General features: G+C 72.4%; 9 protein-coding genes. 7 read left to right on the top strand and 2 right to left on the bottom strand.

Annotated features, from left to right (window positions below):
- Positions 1 to 95 precede the first annotated feature (95 nt).
- From ACIBTX_RS01795 to ACIBTX_RS01820, 6 genes are all read left to right on the top strand, one after another.
- Positions 96 to 575 (top strand): helix-turn-helix domain-containing protein, encoded by a 480-nt coding sequence (locus ACIBTX_RS01795; protein WP_357124143.1) that lies wholly within the window; start codon positions 96 to 98, stop codon positions 573 to 575.
- Between the two features lie 380 nt (positions 576 to 955).
- A complete protein-coding gene (locus tag ACIBTX_RS01800) occupies positions 956 to 2206 on the top strand; it encodes a DUF222 domain-containing protein (RefSeq protein WP_357172033.1) in 1251 nt (416 codons plus the stop codon).
- A gap of 620 nt (positions 2207 to 2826) precedes the next feature.
- Positions 2827 to 5841 carry a S8 family serine peptidase gene (locus ACIBTX_RS01805; RefSeq protein ID WP_357124140.1) on the top strand — a complete coding sequence of 1005 codons (3015 nt, stop codon included), beginning with the start codon at positions 2827 to 2829 and terminating at the stop codon, positions 5839 to 5841.
- Positions 5842 to 5936: 95 nt separating this feature from the next.
- Positions 5937 to 8369 carry an ATP-binding protein gene (locus ACIBTX_RS01810; RefSeq protein WP_396831914.1) on the top strand — a complete coding sequence of 811 codons (2433 nt, stop codon included), beginning with the start codon at positions 5937 to 5939 and terminating at the stop codon, positions 8367 to 8369.
- 94 nt (positions 8370 to 8463) lie between these two features.
- On the top strand, positions 8464 to 9339 hold the full coding sequence (locus ACIBTX_RS01815; protein ID WP_396831915.1) for an SMP-30/gluconolactonase/LRE family protein: 876 nt from the start codon (positions 8464 to 8466) through the stop codon (positions 9337 to 9339).
- Positions 9340 to 9532: 193 nt separating this feature from the next.
- The gene (locus tag ACIBTX_RS01820; protein ID WP_396831916.1) at positions 9533 to 10636 is read left to right on the top strand and encodes an L-dopachrome tautomerase-related protein; all 1104 of its coding nucleotides are present in this window, start codon (positions 9533 to 9535) and stop codon (positions 10634 to 10636) included.
- Between the two features lie 135 nt (positions 10637 to 10771).
- Here the strand turns inward: ACIBTX_RS01820 and ACIBTX_RS01825 are convergent, their stop codons facing one another.
- Positions 10772 to 11527 (bottom strand): dienelactone hydrolase family protein, encoded by a 756-nt coding sequence (locus tag ACIBTX_RS01825; protein ID WP_357124127.1) that lies wholly within the window; start codon positions 11525 to 11527, stop codon positions 10772 to 10774.
- A gap of 174 nt (positions 11528 to 11701) precedes the next feature.
- On the opposite strand from ACIBTX_RS01825, the gene ACIBTX_RS01830 reads away from it, so the two are divergent.
- The gene (locus ACIBTX_RS01830) at positions 11702 to 12625 is read left to right on the top strand and encodes an SDR family oxidoreductase (RefSeq protein ID WP_357171953.1); all 924 of its coding nucleotides are present in this window, start codon (positions 11702 to 11704) and stop codon (positions 12623 to 12625) included.
- 16 nt (positions 12626 to 12641) lie between these two features.
- On the opposite strand, the gene ACIBTX_RS01835 is transcribed toward ACIBTX_RS01830, so the two are convergent.
- The gene (locus ACIBTX_RS01835; RefSeq protein WP_357171954.1) at positions 12642 to 14651 is read right to left on the bottom strand and encodes an FAD-dependent oxidoreductase; all 2010 of its coding nucleotides are present in this window, start codon (positions 14649 to 14651) and stop codon (positions 12642 to 12644) included.
- Positions 14652 to 14738: the final 87 nt, after the last annotated feature.

Consider the following 14738-nt stretch of genomic DNA (forward strand, 5'->3'; position numbering starts at 1 on the left):
GGTCGGAGTTCAGGCTGGCTTACATGTGAGCAAGTCAGGCGACTCCCAGTGAATCACCTGGCTAGCGTCAACGCAAGTCAGGTAAGCTGGATGACATGGAGGACCTACGGGACGACCGCGAATCCTGGTCGATGGAGAACTGCTCCGTCGCACGGGCGATGGACATCGTGGGCAGCCGCTCGACCATCCTGATCATGCGGGAGGCACTGCTCGGCACGCGACGGTTCGACGACTTCGTCCGCCGCGTCGGAGTCGGCGAGCCCGCCATGGCGGCCCGACTCAAGGAGATGGTCGCCGCCGGCCTCCTCGAACGAATCCCCTACCGGGAGCCGGGCCAGCGCACCCGCCACGAGTACCAACTCACCCGCAAGGGCCACGACCTGCTGCCCGTCATCACCGCGCTGCGCAACTGGGGCGACACCTGGAGCGCCGACGAGGCCGGCCCCGGCATCCGCGCCACCCACCACGACTGCGGCGAGCCGGTCCGCGCGGTGCTCCGCTGCGCCGCCGGACACGACGTCGAGGACGGCGAGATCGACATCACCGCGGGACCGGGCCTGATCCGCCGACAGTGACGCAGCCAGGCCTGCCGCCGCCGCTCGGGGCGCTCGGGGCGCTCCGGGCGCTCGGGGCGCTCGGGGCCACTTGGGGCGCTCGGGGCCGCTCGGGGCGGTCAGGCCGCTCGGCGCGGTCAGGGCCAGTCGGGGCGGTTCGGGACCGAGCCCGTCGGTGCGGCGGTCAGGCGGTCGGCGCGGCCAGGCGGTCGGTGCGGTCAGGCGGTCGGTGCGGTCAGGTTGTCGTTCGGTGTGGTCGGGGGCAATCAGGCAGCCGTTCGGTGCGGCCAGGGCGGTCGGGCACCGCGCACCGGGCCGGGCACCGCGCACCAGGCACCAGGCACCAGGCACCGATCGATCTTGGTCGTAGAATTGTCGTACAGGTGTTCTATTCTCAAGTCATGCTGGAGGGGTTGACGCAGGCAGAGGCTGCGGTCGTGGCCTGCGCCGAAACGGCGGTTTGGGCCCTTCCCGCGGACGATCTCATCGCCGCCCTCGACGCCGCACACCGCACCGAGCAGCGCCTCGCCGCCGTCAAACTGGCCCTGATTCGAGAGTTGGACGGCAGGGGAACGGCGATCGCTCAAGGCGCGTCGTCCACGGCGATATGGCTGCGCGAACGCCTCCACCTCACCAACCCGACGGCCCGCCGCCTCGTCGACCTCGCCAGCACCCTCGACGCCGGCCACCCCGCGATACGACAGGCGCTGGCCGACGCCGACATCACGCTCGACCAGGCTCGGGTCATCATCGACACCGTCACCGCCGTTCACGCTACCGCCGGCCCGGAAGCCGCCGACAAGGCCGTCACGGTGCTCGTCGACTGGGCCGGGCAATTCGAGCCCACCCTGCTGCGCAAACTCGGCACCCGCATCCTCGACCACGTCGCGCCCGAGACCGCCGACGCCACCGCCAAGGCAGCCCTCGACGCCGAAGCCCGGCGCGCCGCCCGCGAGCGCCACGTCAGTCTCTCCACCCTCACCGACGGCCGCCTCCGCCTCACCGGCACCCTCGACGCCGAAACCGCCGGCCTGCTCCGCGCCGCCATCGATCCACTGACCGCACCAACCGGCCTCGACGACACACGCAGTCCCGGCCAGCGCCGCCATGACGCGCTCGCCGACATCTGTCGACTCGCCCTGCGCACCGGGGAGCTGCCCACCAGGGGCGGCGACTCCGCTCAGCTCGTCGTCACCACCGCCTACGACACGCTGACCCGGCAGCTCAGCGGCGGCCTTCTCGACACCGGCCCCACGCTGACCCCGAATACAGTGCGCCGCCTCGCCTGCGACGCCGCCATCCTGCCCACCGTCCTCGACAGCGCCGGACAGGTCCTCGACGTCGGTCGACAACGTCGCCTGATCAACGGGCCGCTGCGCCGCGCGCTCGTCCTACGTGACCGTGGATGCGCATTCCCCGGCTGCGACCGCCCACCCCGCTGGTGCGAAGCCCACCACATCAGACACTGGGCAAATGGCGGCGAGACCAGCCTCGACAATGCCGTCCTCCTCTGTGGCCACCACCACCGCCACATCCATCACGGCGACTGGCACGTCCGACTCGGCGGTGACGGCCACCCGGTGTTCGTCCCACCGGCATGGCTCGATCCCGAACAAGTCCCACGCCGCAACCACTACCACCGACGCAGATAAGCCAACCCGTCCGACGAGCAAGACCTTCAGTAGGCGAACCATGCCCGCGACCAGGAGCGTCCGTGCGCAGAAGAGGAAACAGGCACGCCATGGACAGGTTGCGAGATGGGCGGCACGGGCACGGGCACGCACGGGCACGGACCGCACGAGCACGACGGCCTGCTGCTCTCTCGACAGCGTCGGGCCGCACAGGCACAGGCGGGCCGGCACGAACACAGACACCGGCAGGCACGAGCACAGACACCGGCACGAACACAGACACCGGCACGAACACAGACACCGGCACGAGCACAGACACCGGCACGAGCACCGGCATCCCGGCGCGAGCACGAACACAGGCACCGCCTGGCACGCGCACTAGCACGACCAGTGGCGGCGGCAGCAGCAGCAGCAGCGGAATCGCCGTTGGAAATGACGCGCAAAGTACCCGTTGCGTTACGAGCTTGTTTCCAAGATGACGGGAAGGTTACGAGTGCTTCTGGAAGATCGGCGCCGATCCTACGTTTCGGCCACCGTCATCAGTCGTGACGGCCGGCACCGAACGTGGAGGCAACGACGTGCCACAACCGATCACACATCGGCCCGGACGGACCAGACGCGGCGTCGGCATGCTGGCCGCCGTGGCGCTGACCGCGGCCGGCCTGACCAGCCTGCCGGGTAGCGCCACCGCCGCCCCGACCAGCAGTGGCCCGACGGCCCGTTACCTGGTCCAGCTCGCCGAGGAGCCGCTGGCGACGTACACCGGTGGGGTCCCTGGGATCGCGGCGACGAAGCCGGCGCCCGGCGGCAAGCTGAACCGCACCTCCGGCACCGCCAACGCCTACCGCGAGCACCTACGGCAGAAGCGCTCGGCTGTCCTGGCCAGCGTCGGCGTACCGGCCGACCGCACCCGGGTCACCCTGGAGACCGCGTTCAACGGCTTCGCCGCGGACCTGACCGGGCCGCAGGCGGCCCGGTTGCGCGCGACGCGCGGTGTGCGGGCGGTGTACGAGAGCCGCACGGTGCACGCGGCCACCTCGCACACGCCCGACTACCTCGGCCTCACCGGAAAGGGTGGGGTGTGGAAGCAGGAGTTCGGTGGTGAGTCCCGCGCCGGTGAGGGCGTCATCGTCGGCGTCATCGACAGCGGGTACTGGCCGGAGAGCGCGAGCTTCGCGGCGTTGCCCACGCCCCGGCCGGACCAGGCGATCATCGACGCCAAGTGGAAGGGCACCTGCGATGTCGGCGTCGAGGCGCCGGTCACCTGCAACAACAAGGTGATCGGTGCGCGCTGGTACAACGACAGCGGCATCGCCGACGCGTTCCCGGACGACTACGCCTCGCCCCGGGACCGCAACGGTCACGGCACCCACACCGCCAGCACCGCCGCCGGTAACCACGGCGTACGGGCGACGCAGGGCGGCCGCGACCTCGGCATGATCTCCGGTATGGCGCCGGCCGCCCGGCTGGCGATCTACAAGGCGCTGTACGACAACGGCGCCGGCTCGGCGTCCGGTACGGACATCGACATCGTGCACGCTATCGACGACGCGGTCGCCGACGGCGTGGACGTGATCAACTACTCGATCGGTGACGACAGCGAGCAGTTCGGCGCGGTCGACGCGGCGTTCTTCAACGCGGCGGCGGCCGGGGTGTTCGTGGCGGCGGCCGCCGGCAACTCCGGCCCGTACCCCAACACGGTCGACAACTCGACGCCGTGGGTGACCACGGTGGCCGCGAGCACCACCGACCGGCAGAACAACCGGACGCTGACCCTCGGTGACGGCACCCGGATCACCGGGGCGGGCCTGGGCGAGACCGGTGTCGGGCCGGCGCGGCTGGTCTTCGCGCGGGACAGCGCGCTCGACCCGGACGGCGCGTACGGCGCGGGCCTCTGCGCCGACGACACGCTGGACCCGGCCAAGGTCAAGGGCGCGATCGTGCTCTGCCTCCGCGGCGAGATCCCGCGTACCGACAAGAGCGTCGAGGTGGCGCGGGCCGGCGGCATCGGGATGGTGCTCTACAACGACGAGCTGAACTCCCTCAACGCCGACGTCCAGACGGTCCCCACCGTGCACATCAACGAGGTGGACCTGGCTACGGTCACCGCGTACGTCGCCAAGGGCAACCCCACGGCGACCATCTCGCCGGCCAAGCTGGAGATCGTCGAAGCGCCGTCGGTCGCCGCGTTCTCGTCGGCGGGACCGTCAAACCTGAACGCCGGTGAGCTGCTCAAGCCGGACATCAGCGCTCCCGGGCAGGACATCGTGGCGGCGTTCTCGCCGTCCATCGGCGGCGAGGACTTCGCGCTGGAGTCCGGCACCTCGATGGCGGCGCCGCACATCGCCGGTATCGCCGCTCTGCTGCTGGCCAAGCACCCCGACTGGTCGCCGGCCGCGGTCCGGTCGGCGCTGATGACCAGCGCCACCGACAAGACCGACAAGGGCAACCCGATCAAGATCGGCACCCGGGACGCCACCCCGCTCAACTACGGGGCCGGTCAGGTCAAGCCGGGCGGCGCCTTCGACCCGGGCCTGGTGTACGACTCCGACCAGCGGGACTGGATCAGGTACCTCTGCGGGGTCTCCGCCGACCGTGGCGGCGACTTCGGCCTCGGCGACCTGGAGGGCTGCGACACCACGGGCGCCATCGACACCGCACAGCTCAACTACCCGTCGATCGCGTTCGGCCGGATGGTGGGCAAGCAGACGGTCACCCGGACCGTCACCAACGTCGGCGACAAGACCAGCACCTACTCCTCCTCGGTGCAGGCCCCACCGGGCTACAAGGTCAAGGTCACCCCGGCGAAGATGCAGATCCGTCCCGGTAAGTCCGCGCGCTTCAGCGTGGAGGTCACCAACACGGGCGGCGCGTTCGACACCTGGGCCGACGGCTCGCTCACCTGGAGCGACCAGTTCAAGCACCGCGTACGCACCCCGCTGATCGTGCACAACTCGGGGCTGGTCGCCCCCGACGCCGTCGTCGGCAAGGGGACCTCCGGCAGCGTCTCGATCGCCGCCGAGGTCGGCTACCGGGGCAAGCTGATCTCCCAGCTCGCCGGCCTGACCTCGGGCACCAGCACCGCGGTGACCCTCAAGGGCGACGGGCCGAGCTGGGACTGGAGCACGTCGGACAACCTTCCGGTCCCGCTGCCCGCCTCGATCAGCAGGACCACCCTGCACGTGCCGTCCGGCACCCGCAGTCCACTCGTGCAGGTGACCTCGGCGCGGCCCACCTGCTCCCACATCGACTGGGACGACGAGGAGGGGGTGATGGAGTGCACGGAGTTCAGCCTCAACGTCTACGACCGGAACGGGAAGTTCGTCACCGCCACGGCCAGCGGCCGTGACGGTGCCAAGGTGACGCTCCCGGACGGTCCCGGCGACTACATCGTGGTCGTGGAGCAGGAGTTCACCGAGAACATCGCGGACGAGACCAACGCGTACACCATCACCAGCTACCTGCCGGGCGCGCCGGGCACCTCGACCGGCCGGTCCACCATCGACCCGGCGCAGCGCAGCGTGCAGCCGGGCGCGACGGCGAAGCTCACCCTGCGCTGGTCGGGGCTCCTGCCGGGGCGGCGTTACCTCGGGGTACTGGAGTTCCGCAACGGCGACGGGTCGCTCAAGACCGTGCCGGTCACCGTCCAGTCCTGACATCGGCAACGCCCGGCGGACGGCGTGTGACCTGAGTCACCACCGGACCGCCGGGCGGCCGACCCCCCGCGCACGGGTGATCTGCTCGCCCCACGGTGAGCGGCGACGACGACAACACGACGCGGGGCGGCGGGGGTTCCACCTCCGTTCGCCCCGCACGCCTGCGCGGACCCGTCGAGTTCGTCGGACGCAGAGCCGAACTGGCCCAGCTACGCCGCCTCGTCGAGGCCCCGCCCTGCCTGGTCCTGCTCGAAGGCGAGCCCGGCATCGGCAAGAGCCGACTGGTCACCGAACTCCTCGCCACACTTGGCGGACCGCACCTGGTCGGCGAGTGCGACGACGTACCGGAGCCGTTTCCCTTCGGCGTCCTGCTGGATGCCATCCGAGCGGGCGCGGACCGGCTCGGACCGGTCGACACCCTCAACCCGGTAGCGGGCGCCCTGGCGCCGCTCCTGCCCGAACTGGCCGACGCGCTGCCCGCCGCGCCGCCACCGTTGGCCGACCCGGCGGCCGAACGGCACCGCCTGCTGCGGGCCGCCGCCGCGGTGCTGGCCGCGCTGAGCCCGGCCACGCTGCTGCTCGAGGACCTGCACTGGGCCGACCCGGCGACCTGCGAATTCCTCGGCTACCTCAGCGCCCGCCCGGTGGACGGTCTGGCCGTGCTGCTCACGGCCCGCACGCCGCCGCCGGGTGGCAGCACACCGATCCACGACGTGCTCTCGCGTACGCCCCGGGCGGTCACCCGCGTTCCGTTGGGTCCTCTCGACGCGGACGACGTGCGTCGACTGGCCGCCCGGACCCTGCGGTTGGACGAGCCGTCGCCCCGGCTCACCGCCACCCTGCTCGACCGCACCGCCGGCATCCCGTTCGTGGTGGAGGAGGTGCTGCGGACGCTCGCCGAGCGCGGCGGCGACCCCCTGGCCGACGACAGCGTGCCGTTCGTCCTACAGGATGTGCTGCTCTGGCGACTACGCCCGCTCGACGACGCCACCCGCGAGGTGCTCGGCGCCGCCGCCGTGCTCGGTCGGGCGCCCGATCAACGTGTCCTCGCCGCGGCGCTCGCCGAGGACCGGACGACCGTGGGCGCGGCGCTGGCCGCCGCGCACCGGGCCGGCGTGCTGCACGACGACGGCGAGGGGTTGCGGTTCCGTCATGACCTGGCCCGCCAGATCGTGTACCACCTGATGCCCCGGGAGACCCGGGAGTGGTTGCACCTGCGCGTCGCCCGGGTGCTGGAGCAGGAGTTGCCCCGCCCGGTCGCCCAGCTCGCCCACCACTACCGGCTGGCGGGTAGCGGCGCCGACTTCGTCCGTAACGCCGAAGCCGCCGCCGACCTGGCCACCGAGCGCGGCGACGACGCGACCGCCGCCGACTTCCTGCTCCAGACGATGGACGTCGCGGAGCTGCCCCGACCGGTACGGGCACGGCTGGCCGGCAAACTCGGCCGGTCGGCCATCGACGGGCTCAGCCAGGCAACCGCGATCCCGGTCCTGGAACGGCTGTTGGCCGACCGCCGGCTGCCGCCCGGCACCCGGGGCGAACTGGGTCTGGTGCTCGGCCGGATGCTGCGTCAGCAGGGCGAGGCCCTGCGCGGGTACACCGAAATCGAACGAGCCGTGCCGTACCTGCGGGCACCGCGCCGCCGGGCCCCGGCCCTCGCGGTGCTGGCGGCCCCCGACACGGTGGTCGGCCGGCACGTCGACGACCACCTGGCGCGGTGCACGGAGGCGGAGGCCGCCGCGGTCGCCAGCCGGGACCCGGCGGCGCACCTCGCGGTACGCATCGCGCGCGCCTCGCTGCTGCTGGAGCTGGGCGACCCGGGCGCGTGGGCGATCGTCGAGGAGCTGCGCGGCTCCGCCGACCTGGTCGACCGACCCCGCGAACACGCGCGGGCCTGCCTGAACTGGGCGCAGGGCGCGCTGCACGCCGGGCACCTGTCCCGGGCCACGGCGCTTCTCGCGGACGGCCGCGAGCTGGTCGAGGAGACCGGTTACCAGCGGCTCGCCTCCCTCGTGGAGGCGACCGAGCTGTCGCTGGACCGGGCCGCCGGGCGGTTCGACGGGTTGGCCGAACGGCTGTCCCGGCTGGTGGTCAGCGCCGAGCGGATGCCGGTGACCCTGCTCGACGCGCGGGCCGACCTGGCCACCGTGCTGGCCCGCACGGCCACCGGCGACGACGAGGTACGGGCGGCCGACGGCGCGCTGCGTCTGGTGGTGACGGACGCGCGGCGGGTCGGCGCGATCTGGCCGCTGGTGCAGGCGCTCTCGGCGCTGGCTCGGCTGGTCCTGCGCGGGCTGCCGGACGAGGCAGTGCGGCACGCGACCGAGGCGCTGACGCTGGTGCGGGCCAAGGGCATCCTGGCGTGGGCCGCCGATGCCGTACTGGTGCTGGCCGAGGCGGCCGTGACGGCGGCTGATCCGGCCCGCGCGGCTGGGGCGGTCGCCGAACTGGAGGCCGGGATCGCGGGCCGGGACGCGCCGCTCGCTCTCGCCGCGCTGCGTCGCTGCCGGGAGCTGGTCCCGGCCTGAGCCGGCGCGGGAGCGTGGATGGGGTGGGCGCGCGGTACGGTCCGCGCAACGGCACGGACCCCTGCCACCGCCGGGAAACCGCAGGAGGAACGAGATGGAGCTGACCGAACCGACCGTCTGGAACACGGAGCGGTTGGAGCTGGGCGAGGGGTTGCGCTGGGTCGACGACCGGCTGGTCCTGGTCGACCTGCTGGCCGGGCGTCTGCTGGAGACCGACGGCGACCGGCCCGCCCCGCTGAAGGAGCTACGCCGGCTCGACGTCCCGCTCGGCGCGGTCGCCCCGGTGGCCGACCGACCCGGCGAGTGGCTCGCCGCCGCCGGCACCGGCGTCGCCGTGCTGCCCGCTGCCGGCGCTCCCCGGCCGATCGCCGAACTGGTCGCCGACGCGCCCGAGCCCACCCGGATGAACGATGCGGTCGCCGACCCGCACGGCCGCTTCTGGACCGGCAGCATGACGTACGCGCAGACCCCCGGCGGCGGCACGCTGTTCCGGCTGACCCCGGGCACCGCGCCGGTGTCCGCCGTGACCGGCATGTCCATCCCGAACGGGCCGGCGTTCGACGCCACCGGCACCACCATGTACCTCGCGGACACGCCGCGTGGCGAGATCGACCGGTTCGCCGTCGACCCGGCCACCGGTGACCTGCACGGGCGGACGCCGTTCGTGCGGCTGTCCCCGGACGAGGGCAGCCCGGACGGGATGACGGTCGACGCGGCGGAGCACCTCTGGGTCGCGTTGTGGGGCGGCTCCGCCGTCCGCCGCTACCGGCCGGACGGCAGCCTGGACCGGGAGATCCAGCTACCGGCGGCCCAGCCGGCCGGCATCTGCCTCGGCGGCGCCGACCTGCGGCGTCTCTTCATCGGCACCGCCTCGGTCGGCCTCACGTCGCCCGGTCCGCTCGACGGCGCGCTGCTCGCGGTCGACGTCGGTGTCCCCGGCCTGCCCATCTCCCACGCCCACGCCGTCTGACCCGACGTCGGACGGCCACCGACGACCCACGCCGAACCGGTCTGACCCGACGTCGGGCGGCCACCGACGAGCCACGCCGGACTGCGGCGAGCGGCAGAGGCATATCGGACGCCGGGGCGGGAATAGCCACGCCGGAAGCGGCAGTGGGTCGACCGACAGGGGGCTGGACGATGAGCACCGTGGAGCGTTCGTCATGAACGAGCCGGTCGGCGACGAGCCGGTTGGCGAGTTGGAATTGGTGCACACCTTCACCGGCCCGATGCCGACCGGGGTGAGCGTCTCGCACCAGGGGCGGATCTTCGTCAACTTCCCGCAGTGGGGTGACGACCCGCCGGCCGGCGTGGTCGAACTGCGCGACGGCCGGGAGGTGCCCTTCCCCGACCAGGCGTGGAACAGCCCGTCCGGCATCGACGACGCGGGGGCGTTCGTGTCGGTGCAGAGCATCGTGGTGGACCCGGCGGACCGGCTCTGGGTGGTGGACACCGGCAGCCCGAAGCTCCAGCCCACGAAGCCGGGTGGGCCGAAGCTGGTGCGGATCGACCTGGACAGCGACACCGTGGCCCAGGTGATCACCTTTCCGCAGGACGTGGCGCCGCCGACGACGTACCTCAACGACGTCCGCTTCGACCTGCGTCGGAGCGAGGCCGGGGTCGCCTACCTCACCGACTCGACGGACTCCGGGCCGAACGGGATCATCGTGGTGGACCTGGCCAGCGGCGCCTCCTGGCGGCGGCTGCACGATCACCCGTCCACGAAGGCGGACCCGGTGACGACCTTCCGCCCCTTCGTCGAGGGTCGTCCGCTCATGAACCGGCCGCCGGACGGCCCGCCGAAGCCGCTGGCGATGGGCTCCGACGGCATCGCCATCTCGGCCGACGGCGAGCGGCTGTACTACTCCCCGCTGCTGTCCCGGCACCTGCACAGCGTCTCGGCCGAGGCGTTGGCCGACCCGTCGGTGACGCAGGAGGCGGTCGCGGCGACCGTCGTCGACGAGGGGGACAAGGGCACCGGGTCGGACGGCCTGGAGTCCGACGACAAGGGGCGGCTCTACTTCACCTCGTACGAGCACAACGCCGTGCTGCGGCGACTGCCGGACGGCGAGTACGAGACCTTCGTACACGACCCGCGCCTGCTGTGGCCGGACACCATGTCGGTGGCCGCCGACGGGCACCTCTACGTGACCGCGAACCAGCTGCACCGGCAGCCGCAGTACCAGCGGGGCCGGGACCTGCGACGCAAGCCGTACGCGCTGTTCCGGGTGAGGATCGACGCCGGCCCGGTGCTGCTGCGCCCCTGACCGGGTAGGCATGGCCGTGCGGGCGGCGGGTAGCCCGTCGGGTGGCCGACCGACATGAGCTGTTCGTCCCGGACACCCCGTTGGTGGAGATCGTGGTTCGGGGCAGCGTCATGCACCTCGCGCTGTTCGCCCGCGTCAGCGCACCGGCAGGACACGGTCCAGCAGGTCGAACAGGGCCGCCCAGTGCCGCTCGGTGGCCTGCTCGTGGTACATCGGGGTGTCGGCCATCGTGAAGCCGTGGTGCGCGCCCTCGTACACCTCGGAGCGGTAGCGCACCCCGGCGGCGTCGAGCGCCTGCTCCAGGGTGGCGATCTGCTCGGGCGTCATGGACTGGTCCGCGTCGGCGTGCCCGAAGTACAGCTCGCCGCTGATCGAGCCGACGCCCAGGTGCGGGCTGTCCGGCGCGTCGGTGACGACCCGCCCGGCGTGGAAGCTGGCGACGGCCGCGACGCGGTCCGGGTACGCCTCGATGGCCCGCAGCGCGTTCGTACCGCCCATGCAGTAGCCGGTGATCACGACCGGGCCCGGCCGGACGTCGTCGCGGGCGGCCAGGAAGTCCAGGTACGCGGCGGTGTCCCGGCTGATCACGTCGGGGGTCAGCGCCCCGATCAGCGGCACGATCTTCTCGAAGAGGGCCCCTCGCTGGTCGGCCTCGCCGAGCCGGGACAGGTCGAACAGGGGCGCCCGGCCGGCCCGGTAGAACAGGTGGGGCGTGAGCACCAGGTAACCGCGTTCGGCGATCCGCTCGGCCATCTCCACCAGTCGGGGCCGGGGGCCGAAGGCGTCCATGAAGAGGAGCACGGCGGGGAACGGGCCGTCACCGTCGGGCCGGGTCAGGCTCGCGTCCGCCGTTCCGTCGCTGGTCGGGATGTCCACCGTCGTCGTCTGCACCGAGCCTCCTCGTACGCCGATCTTGGTCCGTTCGGAACGTTACTCGCCCTGTCTGAGCAGCGGTCCGCCAGCCAGGGATCGGCGATCCCTGGACGAGGTCACCCTGAATACCGGGCGCGAACCGACCCAGTGTTGTCGGCGACCGATGAAGGACGCCGCGACGTGGAGGTTGTCGTGCTCGATGAGACCGTTGGGGACCTGACCGGAAAGCTCGCCGTGGTGACCGGCGGCAGTGACGGGCTGGGGCTCGCCCTGGCCAAGCGGCTGGCCCGCGCCGGAGCGGAGGTGGTGCTGCCGGTCCGCAACCCAACCAAGGGTGACGCCGCGCTGGACGCCGTCCGGGCCGCCGCGCCGGGCGCCACCGTGTCGACCCGGCAGCTCGACCTCGCCTCGCTGGACTCGGTGGCCGCACTGGCCGACACACTGCTCGGCGAGGGGCGACCGATCCACCTCCTGATCAACAACGCCGGTGTGATGACGCCACCCACCCGACACACCACCGCCGACGGCTTCGAGCTGCAGTTCGGCACCAACCACCTCGGCCACTTCGCGCTGACCGGACGGTTGCTGCCGCTGCTGCGGGCCGGACGAGCCCGGGTCACGTCCATGTCGAGCAGCGCCGCACGCTCCGGCAGGCTGGACTGGGACGACCTGCAGAGCACCCGACGGTACGGGGCGGTCCGCGCGTACAACGCCTCCAAGCTGGCCACGCTGCACTTCGGGCTGGAGTTCGACAGGCGCAGTCGGGCCGGCGGTTGGGGCGTCACCAGCAACGTGGCGCACCCCGGCACCACCATGACCAACCTGTACGCGTCCGGGCCCAACCTGGGCCGAAGCCGGCCCTCGCCACACCACGCCCTGATGAGCCGGCTGGCCCGCTGGGGCATCCTGGTCCAGTCGGTGGATGCCGGCCTGCGGCCCGCCCTCTACGCGGCCAGCAGCGAGCGGGCGCAGGGCGGCCGGTTCTACGGGCCGGACGGTCTGGGGCAGTTCACCGGCGCGCCGACCGAGTTGACCGTTTACCGTGCGGCCCGCAGTACGGACGACGCGGCCCGGCTGTGGACCGTCTCCGAAGGGCTGGTCGGCGTCGAGTACTGAGCGGAGACGCGCCCGTTCAGGCCGGTACGAAGCGCACGGCGTCGGCGACCACGTAGCCGTCGGTGTCCTCCGTGCGGATCAGCACGCTCCCGTCGCTGCCCGCGGTGAACGGGTAGGTGCCCATCGACACCCACTGGCCGCCGGACTGCCGCTGGTCGACGGTCCGGGTGGTCACCCCACCGGAGTACGCGATGTCCACCGGCACGTTCGTCGCCCGGTTCGGGTCGGCGGTCCAGCGCAGGTGCACGGTCCACGAGCCGGCGGTGGGCAGCGTCGGGCGGAACCGCAGCCGGTTGACGCCCTTGGCGGTGTTGCCGTCGTGCTCGTAGTCCGCGCCGTAGTAGCCGCCGATGCTGGTGCTGCGCAGCCACGTCCCGGCCCGGGTAACCCCGCTGGTCGAGGCGTTGTCCACGATCACCTCGCCGGGCGTTCCCCAGTCGAGCACCGCGCCGTCCTGGCGCAGCCGGGCCTGCAGGGCGGGTACGGAGACGGCCTGCACGGCGAGGTCGCCGGTGAGCGCCAGCGACGCCGCGGTGGCCGCCGCCTGCCCGAGGATCATGAACACGGGCTCCATCCGGATCGAGCCGTACGCGATGTGGCTGGCCGACAGGCAGACGGGCACGAGCAGGTTGGCGCACTGGTTCTGGTGCGGGACGATCGCGCGGTAGCTCACCGGGTACGGCTGCGGGACGCTGATCTGCACGTCCCCCTCGTTGCGGACCCGCCCGTCGACCACCACCCGCTGGCAGTTGTGTGAGTCCATCGTGTAGCTGGCCAGGCCCACCGAGTCGGTGACCCGCGTCCGACCCCGGCAGTCGGCCTCGGTCATCACGTACGCGGAGACCATCCGGCGGGCCTCGCGGATGTAGAGCAGCGGTGGCCAGCCACCCGTGCCGGTGAACTCGTCGACGGGCAGCCCCCACCGGGCGGTCGAGTCGCGCACGGTCGCCGGCAGCCGGGGGTCGTTGGCCAGGAACCACATCAGTCCCTGCTGGTATGTGCGGTGCTCGGCGATGATGCTCTCGCGGACGGCCCAGCTCGCCGTCGGGTACGCGTAGTTGAAGCCGATGTCGTCGGTGGAGACCGCGCCGTTGTTGTTGGAGTCGGTCTTGCCGCCGCCGATGGATGCGGTGGTGAAGTACGGCCCGGTGTAGCCGGCCTGGATGTGGCGCAACAGCAGCTCGTACCGGATCGGGTCGTAGCCGGACGGCCTGGCGAACGGGATGCGGTTCGCCGCCTGGGTGAGGCACATCCGGAAGCAGTACGCCTGGATCCGGTCGTCACCGCTGCCCTGCGGGGCGAGCGGGGTGGTGGAGATGCCCGGCAGCAGGCCGCTGGCCGGCGAGCCGGCCGTCACGTACGGGTCGACGGGGTAGACGAACTGGTGGGTGTTGCGGGACTGCACCCCGTTGATCGTCTCGCCGTACGTGTCGTTGGACTCCCTCCCCACGGTGAAGCTCACCCCCGCCATGGCGAGCAGGTCACCCTCGTAGGTGGCGTCGACGAACACGCCACCTGCGTAGACCGAGCCGTCCTCGGTGCGCAGCTCGGTGATCCGGTTGCCGGCGCGGCCGAGGCTGGACAGTCGGGCTCCGACGACCACCGGGACGCCCGCCTCGGCCAGCATCTCGGCGAAGATCTCGGTGGCGACGTGCGGTTCGAAGGTCATCCGCAGCGGGGAAGTCGGCGTGAGCGTCCCGCCGTGGTACTTGACGTACACCCGGCGGTAGAACTCGGCGGCCAGCCCGCCGATGGACGCCTGGACGCCGGTGTCGGTGGCCCCGAGCCCGGCGGTGCTCAGCCCGCCGACGTGGCTGGTGGGTTCGACCACCACGGCGGTGCGGCCGAGTCGGCGCATGGTTATCGCGGCGGCCAACCCGCCGGCGGTGGCGCCGTAGACGACCAGGTCGGCGGTGGTGACGGCGGCTCTGACGGGGCCGGCGCGGAACGGGTCGGCCAGGCCGGCCAGGACGAGGCCGGCGCCCCCGGCGGTCAACAGCCGGCGACGGGACAGGGGCAGGGACACGGCGCACTCCAAGGGGTAACCGGAGGGGACGGTTACAGAAGCACGCCGCTGCCACTGCTAGCGAAATTCTTCAATCTCGGCGGGCGG

This window comes from Micromonospora sp. NPDC049359, assembly GCF_044466585.1.
Taxonomy (GTDB): Bacteria; Actinomycetota; Actinomycetes; order Mycobacteriales; family Micromonosporaceae; genus Micromonospora.